At 66.2% G+C, this 16,899-nt stretch carries 15 protein-coding genes and 1 pseudogene; 5 read left to right on the forward strand and 11 right to left on the reverse strand.

Annotation, left to right across the window (positions count from 1 at the left end):
* Positions 1–14: 14 nt before the first annotated feature.
* Positions 15–308 (reverse strand): alpha/beta hydrolase, encoded by a 294-nt coding sequence (locus tag AMYAL_RS50625; RefSeq protein WP_245193415.1) that lies wholly within the window; start codon positions 306–308, stop codon positions 15–17.
* On the opposite strand from AMYAL_RS50625, the gene AMYAL_RS50630 reads away from it, so the two are divergent.
* The gene (locus tag AMYAL_RS50630; RefSeq protein ID WP_020636645.1) at positions 192–488 is read left to right on the forward strand and encodes a hypothetical protein; all 297 of its coding nucleotides are present in this window, start codon (positions 192–194) and stop codon (positions 486–488) included. The two genes, AMYAL_RS50625 and AMYAL_RS50630, sit on opposite strands and share 117 nt — an antisense overlap.
* Before the next feature lie 209 nt (positions 489–697).
* Here the strand turns inward: AMYAL_RS50630 and AMYAL_RS0138560 are convergent, their stop codons facing one another.
* A complete protein-coding gene (locus tag AMYAL_RS0138560) occupies positions 698–2,458 on the reverse strand; it encodes an SGNH/GDSL hydrolase family protein (RefSeq protein ID WP_020636646.1) in 1,761 nt (586 codons plus the stop codon).
* 198 nt (positions 2,459–2,656) lie between these two features.
* Positions 2,657–2,926, reverse strand: coding sequence for a hypothetical protein (locus tag AMYAL_RS0138565; protein ID WP_020636647.1), 270 nt, complete (start codon positions 2,924–2,926; stop codon positions 2,657–2,659).
* 171 nt (positions 2,927–3,097) lie between these two features.
* On the opposite strand from AMYAL_RS0138565, the gene AMYAL_RS0138570 reads away from it, so the two are divergent.
* On the forward strand, positions 3,098–3,733 hold the full coding sequence (locus AMYAL_RS0138570; RefSeq protein ID WP_020636648.1) for a cupin domain-containing protein: 636 nt from the start codon (positions 3,098–3,100) through the stop codon (positions 3,731–3,733).
* Between the two features lie 55 nt (positions 3,734–3,788).
* Entirely contained in the window at positions 3,789–4,652 is an 864-nt protein-coding gene (locus AMYAL_RS0138575; RefSeq protein ID WP_020636649.1) for a LysR family transcriptional regulator, read from the forward strand.
* Between the two features lie 271 nt (positions 4,653–4,923).
* On the opposite strand, the gene AMYAL_RS0138580 is transcribed toward AMYAL_RS0138575, so the two are convergent.
* The 6 genes and pseudogenes from AMYAL_RS0138580 to AMYAL_RS0138610 form a co-directional block, all read right to left on the reverse strand.
* Complete coding sequence (locus AMYAL_RS0138580; protein ID WP_020636650.1) at positions 4,924–5,202, reverse strand: hypothetical protein; 279 nt, start codon at positions 5,200–5,202, stop codon at positions 4,924–4,926.
* Between the two features lie 92 nt (positions 5,203–5,294).
* A complete protein-coding gene (locus tag AMYAL_RS0138585) occupies positions 5,295–6,131 on the reverse strand; it encodes an undecaprenyl-diphosphate phosphatase (protein WP_020636651.1) in 837 nt (278 codons plus the stop codon).
* A gap of 77 nt (positions 6,132–6,208) precedes the next feature.
* Positions 6,209–6,640, reverse strand: a complete 432-nt coding sequence (locus tag AMYAL_RS48100) for a hypothetical protein (RefSeq protein WP_026467792.1) — start codon at positions 6,638–6,640, stop codon at positions 6,209–6,211.
* A 22-nt stretch (positions 6,641–6,662) separates the two neighbouring features.
* Positions 6,663–7,186: pseudogene (locus tag AMYAL_RS47225) on the reverse strand (DedA family protein); the annotation flags it as partial.
* A gap of 194 nt (positions 7,187–7,380) precedes the next feature.
* The gene (locus AMYAL_RS0138605) at positions 7,381–8,799 is read right to left on the reverse strand and encodes a HAMP domain-containing sensor histidine kinase (RefSeq protein ID WP_039794795.1); all 1,419 of its coding nucleotides are present in this window, start codon (positions 8,797–8,799) and stop codon (positions 7,381–7,383) included.
* Positions 8,796–9,494, reverse strand: a complete 699-nt coding sequence (locus AMYAL_RS0138610) for a response regulator transcription factor (protein ID WP_020636654.1) — start codon at positions 9,492–9,494, stop codon at positions 8,796–8,798. Before AMYAL_RS0138610 ends, AMYAL_RS0138605 begins: the two co-directional genes overlap by 4 nt.
* Positions 9,495–9,683: 189 nt before the next feature.
* Here AMYAL_RS0138610 and AMYAL_RS48865 point away from each other — a divergent pair, with 189 nt between their 5' ends.
* Positions 9,684–10,073: a DUF1707 SHOCT-like domain-containing protein gene (locus AMYAL_RS48865; protein WP_245193416.1), complete on the forward strand. Its 390-nt coding sequence runs from the start codon at positions 9,684–9,686 to the stop codon at positions 10,071–10,073.
* A gap of 302 nt (positions 10,074–10,375) precedes the next feature.
* Here AMYAL_RS48865 and AMYAL_RS48105 read toward each other — a convergent pair whose 3' ends face one another.
* Both AMYAL_RS48105 and AMYAL_RS48110 read right to left on the reverse strand, forming a co-directional pair.
* Positions 10,376–12,442 carry an ATP-binding protein gene (locus tag AMYAL_RS48105; RefSeq protein WP_020636656.1) on the reverse strand — a complete coding sequence of 689 codons (2,067 nt, stop codon included), beginning with the start codon at positions 12,440–12,442 and terminating at the stop codon, positions 10,376–10,378.
* A 27-nt stretch (positions 12,443–12,469) separates the two neighbouring features.
* A complete protein-coding gene (locus tag AMYAL_RS48110) occupies positions 12,470–13,999 on the reverse strand; it encodes a TIR domain-containing protein (RefSeq protein WP_020636657.1) in 1,530 nt (509 codons plus the stop codon).
* Between the two features lie 95 nt (positions 14,000–14,094).
* Between AMYAL_RS48110 and AMYAL_RS0138630 the strand changes: the two genes are divergently transcribed.
* Positions 14,095–16,659, forward strand: coding sequence for a tetratricopeptide repeat protein (locus tag AMYAL_RS0138630; protein ID WP_020636658.1), 2,565 nt, complete (start codon positions 14,095–14,097; stop codon positions 16,657–16,659).
* The last annotated feature ends 240 nt before the right edge of the window (positions 16,660–16,899 follow it).

The raw sequence follows: 16,899 nt of genomic DNA on the forward strand, positions 1-16,899 counted from the left end.
GCCCAGTGAGCCGACTATCGAGGGCACCGGCGGCAGGTACAGGGGGCCGTCGGTGAAGGTGAGGTGGGCCGCGCCGGAGATGGTGAGCCGGTAGCTCGGCGCGGTGCCGCGTTCGAGCACTTCGGTGAGGCGGGGCAGGTAGCGCGGGTCGATTCCCCTGGTGATGGCCTGCGTGAGTGTGAGTCCGGGCCGTGCGGGTAGCCGTCGAGATCGATGACGGCCGCGAACCGGTGGTCGTTCCGGACGGCCTGCAGGGCGGCGGCGCCTCCCAGGGAGTGGCCGGTCGCGGCGACCCGGCCGGTGTCCAGGCGGCCGGCCAGCGGGTCGGCGCCGTCAGCGCGGTCCAGATCCGTCAACCGGGTGAGGACGAAGCCGAGGTCGGCAGCCCGGACCGAGGTCCAGCCTGCCGCCAGTTCCTCGTCCTTGTCCCGGTCGCCGCTGGAGACGCGGTTGCAGTCGATGTCCTTCCCCGGACGACACCGGGCTAGCTCTGCTGCGGGGATCGCAACGGTAGCTCGCAGCGCTACGTTCAGCATCGCGTGTCACTCAGTCGGCGGCAGATCATGCGACGCACTCCTAACATTCACCCGTCGGCATGAGCGGATATCGGCGAATCGGCCGTGCGTGAGCCGACAGTCTTCATTTCATGAGGCATGCTCGCGCGGTTCGCGGCGGCCATGGCAAGGTCGGACGTGGGTCAAGCGGGTGCGCAACCACCGGTTCCTGAGCGCTGGTAGGTGCGATGGACGTTGCAGGCGATGATGGCCTCACCGTTGCCGTTGGGATGGAAGAGGCCGGCGGCACGGTCGAGGACGACGTCCGATGCTTCCGAGCTGCCGGCTCCGCCGACGAGGTTGCGGATGATGACCTTTTCCTGGTCTCCGAGGTACTGGATGAACGTGCGGAATGCGTTCTCTACGAGTTGCCATGGTCTGGCACCGCAGTCGCCAAGGTTGCCGGTCAGACAGGATTGCCAGTTGTCGTACGCGGCCTGGAGTGCCTCCAACAGGCCGAGAGTGGTGATTTCACCGGCGCCGAAGTGGAGAAGCCGGCCGAGTTCCTGAGTGAATCGCGTTTCGCTGATGCCGTTCGCGGTGACGACTCCGCTGGTCGGGCAGAGTGTGTTGGGCCCGAGGGAATCGCCGAGGTCCACCCAGCGGTAGCGTGGGTCGCTCAGCCGGTAATCCCGCGAGGTGTCGCGGATCGTATTGTTGATGGCGCGCACGCGCGATTTGGCGTAAGCGAGGTCGCCGCGGGTGATTCCTCCGCACCATTCTGGTGCGTACCCAGGATCGGGGAGCAGGTCGGGGTAGCTGAGCTGAAGGATCTTGGCGGCGGGGAACTCACGATAGATCTGTTCTTCGGCCCAGTTGAGTTTCGCGGGCAGAGCATCGATGCGGTTGCCGGTCCGGAAGATGAGGCTGTCGATGTTTGCACAACTCGCCATGCCGTGAAGAAGCACGCGAACGGGTTCCGGGAGACTGGCCGCGTCGATGAGGCGGGATGCGAGGGTGGCGAGGAGGCAAGCGTGGACGATGTCGCCGAAACCGGCGTCGTTGCCGCCCATGCCGACGGTGACCAGGTCGACATCGGCGAGCGACAGTCCCATGGCTCGCAGTCGTCTCTCGGCCTGCCCGATCTGTCCGGCCGGATCAGGAGCTCCGGCGCCGACGTCGCCGACGATGCCCGGTTTGGCTTCATCGGCGGCGATTTTCGCGCCGCTGCAGGTAACGTCGATCAGGACGACGTCGGCTCCCGGTGCGTAGAGGTCGCGGTTGAGCTTCGCGTAGTTAGCGGTCGACCGGTGACAGGAGTCGCCGCCGAGGGCGTTGCTGTAGGTGTTGCTGCCGCCAACGGTGTTGACGGGCGTCTCATATGCCTCGGCGAGGTAGCGGTCGGTGGGGAGTTCCTGGCTGCCGATACCCTCGCCTGATTGGTACGAGTCGCCGAGCGCGACGTACACGAACCGAGGGGCCGGTTCTGGCGGCGCGGAGGCGACCGAGTAGGTGAACCGCACCGAGACGTCGTCGATGGCGTAGTCGGCGTCGCCGCTGGACCGGACCATCTCCACCCAGTAGTCGCCGGAGCGGATCACGTTGGCGTCGAGACGGCAGTCCCGGTCGGTGTACTCGCCGATGTAGTCAGTCATGCCGGCGGATGTCGGAGAGAAGTTCCGGTAATAACCTGGATGGGCCGAATCGACGCAGTCCGAGTACCCGGCGGACGTCTGGTGCTGAAACCGGTAGGTGGTCGTGATCCCGGCTGCCATGTGAAAGCGAAGTTCGACCTTGGTGACGGTGGCCATAGCGGGAATGGATACCGGCGCGAAGCCGGACATGCCCAGCAGGCCAGATCCTTCCGTGGCACGGGCACTGACCTCGTCCCGCTGATAGACGTTCTCGACGTGGTCGAAGAAGCGCCCGTCCCGGAATGTCGAAGGAAAAGTCCAGCCGGTCACCCCGACCGTATCCGCCGTCGCCGGGGTAGGGACAAACAACGAGGCGACCAGGGACAGGACTATGAACAGAGCACAGCCAAAAGACCGCTTCACCCGCGACCGCCTTCCGGAAACAACTGTCAGAAAGGGGCCACCTCGGGCCCGTGCTTCCGTTGTCGTCGAAGCCAGTCCTTTGATTGTTACGCTCGGTGAAGGCTTCTATCGACAATCACCGGATCGGACGAACGCGACAATGGCGCCGCCCAGCGCCTTGCCGGCGTGAGCGTGGTGCCGGGGTCGAGGATCGGGGCCGCCGAGTGCGGCGAGCAGCGCGGCGGTCCAGCGGCCGAACAGCGGCTCGGCGTCCGTGCGACGCAGCGGCAGGCAGGTGCTCGCCGCGGGTGTCCGGTACCAGCGGCGCCCGAACTCGGCCGCGTCACCGACCGTCGGTTCCAGACCTGGCCGCAGCGGGTTGTCCGTCTCCGCCACCGCGGCCTCAGACCGGGCGCGCCGGAAATGTCGTTGTTCCACAGCTTCAGCAGCGCGGCCGCTCATCGCGGCGCGCGATAGCAGTGATCCGCGCGAGGCACTTTCCGTTCTCCGTATTTTCGGAAGAATCACAGGAAGCTAATCTTCCTCGTTTTGGGAAAGGCGGAGAGAATGTCGGAAATCAGCAGGCGGGGTGCGCTCGGCGCGGGTGCGGGAATCGCCGCCGCGACTGCGCTCGGGGCGACCGGGACGGCGGGGGCGAGCACGGTGGAACCGGCCAAAACGACCACGCCGGTGTATGTTTTCCAACTCGCCAAATCCGCGCCGGCCGTCCATGACGGCGGGACGTTGCGCGGAGCCCACGAGAAGAACTTCCCGGTGCTGGCCGGTCAGCAGGGCTCAGTGTACCTGGTGCACCTCGACCCCGGCGGGGTCCGCGAACCGCACTGGCACCCGTCCGCGTGGGAGCTGACCTACATCATTTCCGGCAAGGCGGACTGGAGCATTCTCGGCACGCACGAGGACGGCAGCTACCACAACGAAGTTTTCAGCGCGAGTGCAGGGGAACTCGTCTTCGCCCCGCAGGGGTTCTTTCACTATTTCGCGAATTCCAGCACCACCGAAGGCCTGGACGTGCTCGTCATGTTCAACACCAGTACCGGGGAGCCGAACGACGACATCGGCATTGTCGGGACGCTGAACTCGCTACCGAGGGAGATCCTCGCCGCCTCGTTCGGGGTTCCAGTGTCCGCGTTCGCCGCGGTCCCCAAGGACCTCAAGCCGGTGGTGATCACCCGCCGCCGGTAGTGGCAGCGCACACACATGGTAGACGGTCGCGCACTGACAGTGGTACTCCGGAGTAGTGATCGATCCGGTGCTGCTGCGCACTTTTCTCACCGTGGCCGAGGCGGGCGGATTCTCCGAAGCCGCCCGCCGGCTGGCTCTCGGGCAGTCGACGGTGAGCCAGCACGTCCGCCGCCTCGAGACGGCGCTCGGCAGCGTGCTGTTCGAGCGCGACACGCACAGCGTGCGGCTCACCGGCGACGGCGAGACGATGACCGGCTTCGCCCGTAGCATCCTCGACCAGCAGGACCGCGCACTGCGATATTTCTCCCGGCCGGGCCCACGCGGGCGGGTCCGGTTCGGGGTGTGCGAGGACTTCCTGCTCGGCCACGCCGCGGACGTCCTCGGCCGGTTCCGCAGCGCGCATCCAGGGATCGACCTCGAACTGTCGGTCGAACTGAGCGAGGTGCTGCACTCCCGGCTCGCCGACGGAGACCTCGACCTGGTGCTGGCCAAGCGCGACTCCGGACAGGGCGTGCGACGAGATCCGCTCGTGTGGGTGCGCTCGCCCGGTCTGGACCTGATCCCTGGCGAGCCGCTGCCGCTGGTCCTCTACCCGGAGCCGAGCGTCACCAGGGCCCGCGCGCTGAACGCGTTGCGCCGTAACGGTGTCCAGTGGCGGATCGGCTGCGTCAGCGAACGACTCAACGGCCTGCGGGCCGCACTCGAAGCGGGGCTCGGCGTCGGCCTGTTCGCGGCGTCCGTGGTCCCGGACGGGCTGGTCCCGATCAGCGGGTTGCCCGATCCGGGATCGGTGACGTTCGTGCTGAGTCACGGGGGAACGGCACGGGGCTCGACGGCGGCGTTGGCGGACACGATCCTGTCGGCCCAATGGAGTCGATCGCCGCTCACGTTTCGGCAGCCACCGCTTCCGCAGCGATAGCCGAAGCGGACCGGAAGACTCGGCCGGGAACACAGTCGAGCACAACGAGCGCCAGCAGTAGTTCCGGAGCCGCCACGGCAGCCAATGTGCACCTCATGGAAGCCTGAGCCGAAGCCAGTTGGGCGCGCTTGTTGACAGTCTGACGGTCAGCGGCGTGTTCGGTTGGCTGCCGGCGCTGAAGGGGAGACTGCCAGGCATGATCGGATCGGAACCGGCCACATCCCAGCCGCGAGCCATCGACGTTCCCGGCCGGTCTCTCGTCCGTCTGGCCCTAGGCAGTACGCGTGTCGGCGAAGGCGCTGAGGAAGTACGAGTACTTGACGTCGTCGAGCGGCCCAACGGTATCCGCCGGCGCAGCGAAGTTGTCCAGGACGGCACGAACTTGTTCCAGGGTAACGGGATACCCCTCGGGCATGGACAAGTCGTCCATGCCGAGCAAGGTCTCCAGAGCATGCTGGCTGGTCCCGAAAGGTAGATCCAAGGACCAGGCCAGGCGCTCATCCGACTCGCGAAAAGCCTCGATCTGCCATCCGACTACATAATCTTTCATGGTTCCGCACTCCGGGTCGGATCGGGGCCTTTCCCAGGGATCGGCTGCCCCGTGTTGGGGTCGAGAACACCAGGGAATCGGTACTGGCCTGATCAGGCGTTCAGCACGCCGGTGGTGATCAGGCCGAGCAGTACGAGTCCGGCGATGACGCGGTAGACGATGAAGGCCGTGAACGTGTGTCGTGCCACGAACTTGAGCAGCCACGCGATCGCGGCATAGGCGACGGCGAAGGAGACGATGGTGCCGATCAGCAGCGGTACCGGGTCCAGGCCGCCACCGAGCGCGTCCTTCAGTTCGTACAGTCCGGCGCCGGTCAGAGCGGGGATCGACAGGAAGAACGACAGCCGTGTCGCGGCGACCCTGTCGAGGCCGAGCAGGAGCCCCGTCGAGATCGTGGCCCCGGACCGGGAGAAGCCAGGGAACAGCAGGGCGAGGATCTGCGAGCCGCCGACGAGCATCGCGTCGGGCAGGGTGGTGTCGGCTTCGGCGCGTTTGCCGGTTCCGTAGCGGTCCGCCGCCCACATGATCCCGCTGCCGGCGATCAACGAGACAGCGACGACCCACAATGACGCGAGCGGGCCCTTGACCAGTGACTGGAGCAGCAGTCCCGCCGCGACGATGGGCAGCGTCGCGAAGATCACCCACCAGGCGAACTTGTAATCTCGCTCCTGCCTCGCCTGGGCGTTGACCAAACCACGTCCCCAGGCCGTCGCGAACCGGACGATGTCGCGGAAGAAGTACACCAGCACAGCGGCGATCGCGCCCATCTGGATCACCGCGGTGAAGCCGACGACAGCCTGGTCGCCGACAGGGATGCCGAGCAGCCCCTCGGCGATCTTCAGATGCCCGGTCGAGGAGACCGGGAGGAATTCGGTCAGGCCTTCGACGATGCCCAGGACCACGGACTGTCCGATATCGATGACGCTCAAGTAGATTCCTTTGTCGAGTGGAAGAACAGGCACAGCCACACGGAGGCGAACGCTATGCCTCCGAGGACGTCGGTGGGTCAGTGCACCCCGAGTTCGACCCGTGTCCACGCGATCAGGACGGTGTAGACCGCGGCGGCCGACCATACCGGTGGCCAGGACCGTCCGACCCATTGGGACAGGCCGAATCGACAGAGCATCGCGATCAGCGTCGTCACCGCCATGATCGCCGCGCGCCGCAGCCGAACCGGCGCGCCGCCCTCGGTCAGCAGGAGCGCGGCCACGAGCACCAGCGGCGCTGTGACGGCCGAAGACGCCGTCGCGGTGAGCGCCCTGGCCGCGGAAGCGAGCGCGGGCGGGCGGTGCGTGACCAGCCACCGGTGCACATCGAGGTCCAGTCCCGCCGCCCAGGGCAGTACTCCGGTCGCCGAGAGCAGGGTGAGCAGGAAGACCGCCACCGCGGCGACCGCCAGAATGAGGTACGCCCGCCGCGTCGCGGAGGTCGTCGGCATGGCCTGACTACCCACGTGCCCTCCGGTCGGTGCCGGGAACGCCGGAGCCGAGCAGGTAGCCCGCGAGCGGAAGCCCACTGTCCACAACAGACCTCCGGCGATCTGCCACAGCGTGAAGGTACGAGTGGGCACAGCGAGAATTCCGGCCAGCGGGTTGAGCACAGTACGGACGACCGGGATGAACCGGGCGATCACGATGGCCTTCGCGTGGCCGTAGCGGGTGAACAGTTCCTCGCCTCTGTTCAGCCCTCGATGCAGGTGCCGGTTCTCGGTGCGGGCCAGCAGGGCTTGGCCACCGCGGCGGCCAAGGACGAATCCCGTCTGCGCCCCGAGGAGGGCGCCGGCGATCGCGGCGATCAGCACCATCGGCAACGACAGGTGCACGGTGGCCGAGGCGCTGGTGGTGCAGAACAGCCCCGCCGTGAACAACAGGGAGTCACCGGGCAGGAAGAACCCGATCAGGAGACCTGTTTCGGCGAACAGGACGAGGAAAACGCCCGCGGTGCCGAGGCTCGACAGCCACGACGTCGCGCTCAGGGGATTCATGCCGGAGGTGATCGCTTTCCCGGCGCTCAGGCCAGTGCCGGTGCGGGTCGGGAGAGCCTGAGCAACGCCAGGTCGTGGCGGTCGGGCATGATCGCGGCACGGGAGGTCATGCCTTCCACGCTGCCGAACCTCCATGAGAATTCCATGAAGGTCTTACTGAGTTTTACTAAGAACCAGGCCGTGCCCCGGTTCTCCTAGCGGATACCTGCGCGCGGGTCCGGCAGAAAGAGGTCGAACCGGGCGCCACCGGACGGGGCGTTCGCGGCTTCAGCGCGCCCGCCGTGCTGAGTGAGCACCTGGTCGACGATGGCCAAGCCGAGCCCCGAGCCAGGCAGCGCGCGGGCCGCGTCGGCCCGGTAGAAGCGCTCGAACACGTGCGGGAGGTCTCCGTCGGCGATGCCCGGACCTTCGTCCTCGACGCGCACCCGCACCTTTTCCGCACTGCGCGACATGGTCACCGTCACCGTGCCGCCCTTCGGCGACCACTTCGCTGCGTTGTCGAGCACGTTCAGCACCGCCCGCTCCAGGCCTGCTTCGCGGGCCAGCACCTCGGCATCGGTGAACTCCGCGATGACCTGAATACGCGGCCACCGCGACCTGGTCCGGTCGACGGCCGAGCGCACGACGTCGGCCAGGTCGATCCGCACCTCGGGTTCACTCGGCCGCTCTCCCCCGGACAGATCGACCAGTTCCCCGATCAGTGCGGTCAGTTCGACGGCTTGGAAGTCAAGGTCGGCCAGCAGTTTCGATCGGTCCACGGCGGGCAGGCTGCGTTCGGGATGTGCTTCGGCATGAATGAGGAGTTCGATGTTGTTGCGCAGGCTGGTCAACGGCGTGCGCAGTTCGTGGCCGACGTCCTCGACCAGCCGTCGTTGCTCGGCCCGCGAGTTGCTCAGCGCGCTCAGCATCTGGTTGAACGCCCTCGCCAGCCTGCCGATCTCGCCTCGCGCGCCGATGTCGATGGCCGGGGAAAGTTCCTGGGTGCGAGCGACATCTTCGGCAGCCGCGGTCAGGTCGTCGACCGGCCGCAACGCCGATCTGGCGATCAGGTGCCCGGCCAGGGTCGCACCGAGCACACCGGCCATCGACACGATGGTGAGCCAGAAACCCAGGCGCTCCAACGTGTCCTCGATTTCTTCGGCGTCCTGGGCGACCTGGACGGCGCCGCCGCCCGGTCGTTGGGCCGTCCACACCCGGAACCGGTCGCCGTCGATGCTCCGGACGTCGGAGACCCGGTCGACCGTCCCGGCCGCTACCGATCGGTCCAGGTCTGTGACCGGGATGAGCGACTTCGCGCCAGCCGTGCCGGTTCCGACGTTGGCGGCGGACAGGAACTGCACGGTCAGTCCGCCACCTGCTCGTTCGTGCCCGTCCTCGGACTGACTTTGGTCGGCCGAGCTGAGCGTGGCCAGCGCTTCCTCGGGGGTGGACGACTTGGCGGCCAGCTGGGCATAGGACTCGAGCCGCGCGTCGAACTGCTGGTACAAGTCGGCCTTGGTGATGCTCCAGGCGATCGCCGACACACCGACGACGGCGATCGCGACCGCCGCGGCCACGAGCACGCCGAGCCTGCCCCTCAGCGACAGCTCCCGCCAGCGAGGAGGCCGCCTCACAGCGGCTCCTCGCGCATCACGTAGCCGACCCCCCGCACGGTGTGCAACAGCCGCGGTTCCCCGTCGGCCTCCAGCTTCCGCCGCAGGTAACTCACGTACACGTCGAGCCCGTTCGAAGCGGTGCCGAAGTCGTAGCCCCAGACCTGCTCGAACATCGCGGTACGGGTCAGCACGATCCGCGGGCTGCGCAGGAACGTCTCCAGCATCGCGAATTCGGTCCTGGTCAGCTGCAACGGCCGCCCGCCGCGGTACACCTCGCGGGTCGCCGGATCAAGCGTGACGTCCGCGAACTTCAGCCCGGACGGTGTCGCCGCCGGTGCCGTCGCGTGGTTGTAGTCGGTCCTCCGCAGCAGGGCACGCACCCTGGCCAGCAGTTCCTGCAACGCGAACGGCTTGACCAGGTAGTCGTCGGCGCCGGCGTCCAGCCCGGCGACCCGGTCGGTCACGCCGGTGCGGGCGGTGAGCATCAGGATCGGCACGGTGTCGCCTTCGGCGCGCAGCGCACGGCAGACGTCGAGGCCGCCGAGCACGGGCATGGTGACGTCGAGCAGCACCCCGTCGGGGCGCTCGGCCCGGATCAGTTCGAGTCCGGCGGCACCGTCTCCGGCCACGGAAACGGTGTAGCCCTCGAACCGCAGTGTCCGCGACAGCGAGTCCTGGACCGCGGTCTCGTCGTCGACGATCACCAAATGCACCCGTGCCTCCCGTACAGCTTCATGACACAGAGTGACTGTAGCCGAAGCAGGTCGTGAGAGCCCGGACTCTCATCGAAAGTTAATCCGCATCGGCCTTGCGAGCTCCGGGACGCGGTTGATCTCGATATCACCGTGTCCCGGAATTCATCGACGGAGGAAGCCGTGCCCGAGATCCTCGAAACCCCTGCCGTGCAAAGCGATCCGCCGCGTATCCGGTGCTCCGACTCCGAGCGGGAGGAGGCGCGGCGGGCGCTGCACGACGCCGCCGGTGAAGGACGGCTGACCATCGACGAAATCGAAGCCCGCCTGGTCGATCTCGAAGGTGTCCGATTCCGGGACGAACTCGCCGCCATCACGGTGGATCTCCCCGAACCGGCACCGACGGTGACCGGCGGCGGCTGGTTCGCGATCCTCACGTCGGTCCGCCGCCAGCTCGCCGCTGATACCTCTGTCCTCTTGGGACGGGTTCCGCCGGATCGTGATCGCGGCGGCGGTGATCGGCGCGCTCATGCTGCTCATCGCTCTCGTTGTCGCGATGGTGCACGGATTCGGCCCCGAAGGCTTCGAGCGACACGGTGAGCGCTGAGCGTCTCACCGCTGATCCCTGCGTTCCGGGACCTCCAGGCGATACACCTGCCCACGTTTGATGCTGATCGTCGGAGCCTGATCCCCTGATGTCCTTCACCCTGCGCTAGATCGCGGGCAAACGAACGATCCGCCGAGATGAACACCTGTTCGACGTGTGGCACGGTGTCCTTGGATCCAGCGCACCCCTCCTCCTTTGTGCGCCGGGTCCGCCATCCCCGGCGACATACTTAGGCAACCCCACAGCCGCTGTTTTCCGGACGGCACTGTGAATCCAGCAATAAAAGTCACAAACGTCACGGTTGTTCATCGGTCATCGCTGCAAGGTCGGCTGCCACGATGTCGGCGCTCGCCGATCCGATCTCACGGAACAGGCGCGCTGCGCTGTGCCACCAATGCTTCGCGCGATCGCTGTCTCCGTCGGCACGGGCCAGGACCCCGAGGCGGTGGTACGTTGTCGCTTCCTCGTGCTTGCTCGCCGCCAATATGCTGTAGCCGACGGCCGTGCGGTGAGCGATCTCCGCACCGACGAGTTCACCCTTTCTGAGTTGGATGATGCCCAGGCTGTTGAACGCTTGTGCGGCTTCGAAGTGCAGTTCGTGCCCAAGGGCGAGGTCAATTGCCTCTTCGACATGTCGGCGAGCTTGCGAGAACAACTGGAGGTCTGTTTCGACACTCGCCATCACGCGCAGCGTGATGGCGACGTGCCTACCGGCTCCGATGCGCCGGTAGTGCGTAAGTGCCTCGTGTTGGTGGCGCAACGCCTCTTGGAGCTCGCCTCGACGGCGTAGCACTGCGGCGAGATTGGCGAACGAGCCGGCTTGGCTGCGACTGTCACCCAGTTCTGTGAAGACACCGAGAGCGAACCGGTAGTGGCTCTCCGCCGCCTCGAGATCATCCTTGATCACCAGCGCCATCCCCAGATTGGTGCGTGTCGTAGCCTCGGCCCAGCGGTCTCCCAGGCGTTCCGTCGCCGCGACGGCACATGTGTGGGTGGCCACCCACACATCGAGACGTTTGGTAAAGTAGAAGTAGCCGCGGACCGCGAAAGCCATACGCCATCGGTATTCATCGTGGACGTGGTCGCCGGGTCCGCACAGGGCCGTCAAGGTGGGCAAGTTGGCATCCAACCAGGACAGCGCGGCCACTCGATCGGCGAAAAGCGGCCCATACAGAGGAGGCTGACGTCTTTCGATACGGAAACGCAACGGCGAGACAAGGTCGTCCGCGTAATCGGCGACCCGCAGATAGAAGTCATACAAGCGGGTGAGCGTGGCTATGCGGTCGTCCGAGGCTAGTTCCGCAGCGTAAGCGCGCAGCAGATCGTGGGTTTCATAGCGGTTCGGACTGGTCTCGAACATGAGGTTTGCCCTTGCCAACGCCTGCAGCAAGTCCGCCCCGTCACTCAGTGGACGATCGACAGCTGCAGCGAGTGCAGATGGCTCGATCTGGTTTCCGGGGTGGACACCGAGCACCCGGAACGCAGCCGCCTCGTCTTCGGTCAGGCCACGGTAGGACCAGGAGAATATTTTGCGTACCGCAGAACTTTCGCCTCCACCTGCGTCTAGGAAACTCAAGAGATCCTGGTCGGCGGGGACACCGGGGCGCGCCGCCAGCCTGACTCCGGCGATGCGAATCGCCAACGGCAGACCGCCGCAGGCACGAAGCAGTTTGGTGCGGTCCGCGACCTTCGACCCGGCCACGGTGTCGGTCAGCAACTCGGAGCCCTGAGCTTCGGTCAGTGGCTTCACCCGGAGCGTACTCACCTCATGGTGCACAGCCAATTCGGTCAAGACCGCACGGCTGGTGACCAGGACAGTGCAGGCGTTTCCGCCAGGAAGCAACGGCAAGATCTGCGAGATGCTGCTGGCATTATCGAGGAGTACCAGCAGACGCCTTTCGGCGGTCAAGGTTCGGAAGGCCCCTATCCGCTCGGATGTGGTGACAGCCTGATCGGCGTGCACCCAGCCGAACGCGCGCAAGAACTCGCCGAGGACGTCATGCGGGTCCAGCGGGCCACCGGGGCCGTAGCCACGAAGGTCCACGTACAGCTGGCCGTCCGGGAACTGCGCGATCGAATCGCGTGCCCAGCGCACCGCAAGCGCGGTCTTGCCGACTCCTGCCATGCCGGTCAGCAACACGATGCCGCCGTTCGCGATCTTTTCAAGTTCGGCGAGCTGCGGTCGCCGTCCGATCAGCCTGCTTCCCGGCAGCGGTAACTGGCGAGGCGGCATCGGCGCCTGGCCGAGATGGAGGCCACCGTGCACCGAACCGATCTGCACCACCGTGCCATGGACCGTGTCGACATGGTTGCTGACCGGCGAACGAGACGACGAGCCCGTCGCCTCCGCGCGCTCAGCCATCTCCCGATTGTCGCCGATCCTCAGACGCTACGGTAGGACAGTGTCGGCTTGGATCCGTACTTCGGCGTAGCCCGTCATGTCGTCGATGACGTCGATGTGGAAGCTCTTCTTCTGTCCCTTGGACATCGCACTGATTGTGCCCGAAGCGGCCCCGACGATGCCACCCTTCTCGTCATAGAAGACCGCGTCCAAGGTGGCAAACGACAGGGTTGGGATGTTGCAGGTGACTTCGCCGTGGACGACCTTCCGGCCGAGGCTACCGACCTTGACTGTCACGTTTCCGAACGTAAGTCGCTCGTCCTGGCTTGTGGGCTCAGCAGGCCGTGCCCCGCGATCATCGCTGTGACCGGATTGCACCGTTCCCGCGCCAGCCGGCGGCGGTATGTCGCTCTCGGGTGGGGTGAGGTCACCGGCGGTTTGCCAGCGGTTGCCGGTCAGGTCGACCGTGCATCCTGCTCGCCGTAGTGCCTGGGCCAGCTTCTGACGAGACGGCACTGAGTTTGTGAGCCGGATGACATAACGACCGTCGAGGTTGGTGAGTGACCGCACCCGGCCGAACTCGGTCAGCACCGTGCGATTGGGGTAGGTGCCCATGGCGAGGCCTGCCTCGTACAGCACGTTGGGACGGGCCTGCCCTATGGGCGCAAGCTCATCGTCGTGGTCGCCGGCGGCGAACTGGGGCTTGAGGTACACGACGTCGTCCGGCGTCATCAGGATGAGAAACGCCCACCCGGCCTTCATTGCCGCGTCCAGCACGTCGGCAATGGCCGGCGATCCCTGCGGCACGCGCTCCAGTAAGTGGTTCCATTCTTGCGGATCCAGGCCGATCGAGCGCAGGAACGCAAACACCTCGTCAACCGCCTTGCGGTTCCGGCCGTGAAACACGATCACCGTGCGGTCCTGGGGCTCGGCGTCGGCGTAGATCTTGGGCGAGGCAGCCGCAGCGCGCTCCCCCACGCTTCCAGGCAGCCGGGTGAGCGTGGCTCGGTCGAAGGAGAGCCGGTAGCGCTGCGGCTCCTTCATGGTCGCGTGACGGGTCAGCGACACCACAATGGTCTTCACGATCTTCGCTTCCGCTTCCACGAGAAGATCGGTCGTGACCACCCCCTGCGGGTGCTGAACGAGGCAAATCAGCTTCAGGGAACCGAGTCTGCCGCTGGGCTCCACCGGCGTGATCGCCCACGTCGCCCGTGCGCGTCCCGCCCCCCGCGTGAATGCCACGACCGAGTCGACGCCCGAGGTCTCTCGCAGCTCAAGGTTGTGTGTGACGGTCTCCGGGTCGGTGAAGGTGATCGTGACCTCGACCTCCCGATAGCGGGCGTGCTCAAGAGGCTCCAGTGCGACCGGGAGCTCGATCCGCGAGAACTCCCACCGGTCCCGGTCCACCAGGCTCGCGAACTCGCCGACGCTCTCGTCACTTGGGACGTGCACCTCGATTTTCCCGAAACCGATTCGGCTTTCCAGTTCGTAACGCGTGTCGGCCCCAGCGACCGGAACGCTTGCGTACAGTTCCTCGGTCCCGGCTGCGTCCGATTCCCAGGCGGAAATTTCCGACATCTCAGTCTCCCCTAGCCTCCGCGTTTCGCGGGAGTCTATCCACAGCGAAGAGACGACCCGTGACAGACTGATCTCTGCGAGCGAAAGGGGCTTGAATGACCGGCGGCGACGCGTACGAAGGCGACGTGACGGAGCATCCGGCAACCGACGTGATCTTCCAAGCGTGGCACGCAGAACCCGGTGCACGCAAGGAATTTCTCGAGAGCCTCAACCCGCCTGGCGCGATCGCGCTGCGTTCTCGGTATCGGCACCTTCTCGATTCGCTCAGCACAGAGATCCGGATCGACCCGGTGCCACCGGAACAGTGGCGACGTGCACTCCTGCTCGAAACGGAAATCGATCAAGAACTGCGTACCGGCCATTTCAAATCAGCGGAACAACTGTGCGGCCAACTGGCCGACGACACGTTCGGTGAGATCGCCGTGGTCAACGCCATGATCGGACTTGGGGATGCCCGGCGCTCGGTCCAGGACCCCGACCGGGCACTCGAACACTACGAAGCGGCCACTATCCGAGCCGACGCTTCCGGGTACCGCTTCGGACGCGTTCGCAGCCTCATCCCACTGGGATACCTGACACTGACCTACCATTCGGCCGTACGCGCAACTGATCTGTTCGAAGAGGCCAAGAAGCTGGCCGAAGACCTCGCCGACCCGGTCTACCTGGGCAACGCCATCCAGGGCCTCGCGGAATGCGCCGACCGCCGCGGTGACACCGCCACTGCGATGCGGCACTACCAGAAGGCGTTCGCCGTGTTCACCGAGATCCGGACGGCCACCGGACAAGCTCACGCCGCACAACGCCTCGGCACGTTGTACAACCGGGTGGGACGACCCGTCGACGCCCGGAAATGGTTGGTGCGAGCCGCTGAATCGTTCGCCGCGGACGGTGACAAGGTTGGCACGGTCAACGTACTCGAAGACCTCGGGGACTTTCTGCTCGGGCTCGGCGACCCAGATGCCGCCGAGATCCAGTTTCGGGCCGCGCACGACATCGCGGCGCAGCATGGGCTGACCGGCGCGAAGGCGCACGCGATCCAGAACTACGGACGTCTCGCCCGCGCCCGCGAATCCTGGCCGCAGGCAGTCGAACTATTCGAGCAAGCGGTGACGGCATACCGCGCTGTAGGTGACCTACTGGGTGTATGCACCGCTCTGACGAGGCTCGCGGAAAGCAGGGAGCGACTCGCGCAAGAGGAGGGCGGGGACTCCGGTCTCCTCGACCGGGTCGCCGCAGTCTACGCCATCGAGCAGTATCGTGCCGCCAACCACGATCCAGCAGCACAACACGAGTACCGTCGCCGCTTCGCGGAGATTTACGCGCAAGCACTACGGGCTGCCGTGGCACGCGGCTCCGCCCCCGTGTTCGCCGTGGTCGCGGACGGGCTGGCCGGGCGCAGGCTCGCTGGGCTGGCGGGCGCCGAGATCAGGCCTGGCGTTACCGACGACCTGACGATCCTGCAACACGTGCTCGTGAGCGCCGACCAGCGGTGGCTCTCGCTCTCCCGTCCGACAGGAACCAGCGGGATGGAGCTGCCACCCGAGACCACACGCACGGAACGAATCGCCCGATTGATGGGCACGCTCGCTATCAAGGGCGGCACGCGCGAACCAGCGAAAACGGCCGTCGATGACCTTCTGGCCGCTGTCTACCCGCCGCAAGAGGACGACGGCGACGAGCTGCTGTCACACCTTCCGGCGACGTGCGATGTACTCCAGCTGGCCCTCGACCCGGCGTGCCCCGAGCTCCTTCACCGGCTCTGGCGAAACGACAAAGGCGAGACGCACCTGGACACCGTAAGGCTGCCTCAAGACTGCACAAAACTGCTGGAGTTGCTACAGGAGGACAGCCAGGAACGCAGCGACCTCCGTCTGAACGAGATGATCGGCCTCGCCGAGCTCCTTCCAAGCGGCCTGCGAGAACGCCTGTCACAACAGACTGGACGGCTGCTGATCCTCCCCGTCGGCGAGCTCTGGCTGGTCCCTTGGAGTGCCGTCCCGATCCGACCCGGCTTACCGCTAGGACAGGCCTCCGAGTACGCGGTCTGCCCCTCGCTCGGCGTGCAACGGATCTTGCGCGAGAGGGCTCCCCGTGCGTCTAGGGGAACGAGCTACTTCTGGGCCAACCCGATGATGGCGGAGCTGAAGCTGGGAAGCTTACTGGTCGATCCACAATGGAGGATAGAGCGAGTCGGTTCGGCACAGGAAGCGAAGACCCGGCTCACGGACGGTGCGCACACGGTCATCTGTGTCGGTCACGGCAGGCTTTCCGACGGAATAGGTCACTACCTCGAACTCGACATCAACACGTGGCTATTGCCGGTGGACGTCCTGACAGGTACTCCACCGGAGCGCCTGTGCCTCATTACCTGCTGGGGAGGCGGCGTCCCCGGTCAGGCCATGACCGACCCCGTCACAGTGGCGACTCTTGCCCTCGTGCGGGGATCGCTGGAAGTGCTGGCCACGGTTGGGGAGTATGGAGACACACCTGTCGGCAACCAGTTCGCGCAGTGGGTTGTCGCATCGCTCGGCACGACCGGCATCTCGGTCAGTCGCGCGGTCCACACCGCGATCAACCGGGTTATGACAGAACCTGGAATTGGGGCCTATCCTATCCGCGACTGGGCACCGCTGCTCCCCATCGGCACCTTCCGAGACTGAGCTGGCCCAACCGAATGGATTCGCTGCTAGTCGGCGGGATCGCGACCCGTGCTGATCGCGCTGGTGCTCGGCGCGCCCATCCCCTGGTTTGCCGATCGGCCAGAGCCTTGCCGGGACGGGGGCGTGAGATGAGCGCCGCCGGTGCGCTCGCCCCGGCCGTGTCGATGACGTCGAAGGCCGCCGCGTTCCGACAAGCCAACCCAAGACATCCGGACCACGGCCGCGACTGGACGTTCTCGC

This window comes from Amycolatopsis alba DSM 44262 (assembly GCF_000384215.1).
Taxonomy (GTDB): domain Bacteria; phylum Actinomycetota; class Actinomycetes; order Mycobacteriales; family Pseudonocardiaceae; genus Amycolatopsis; species Amycolatopsis alba.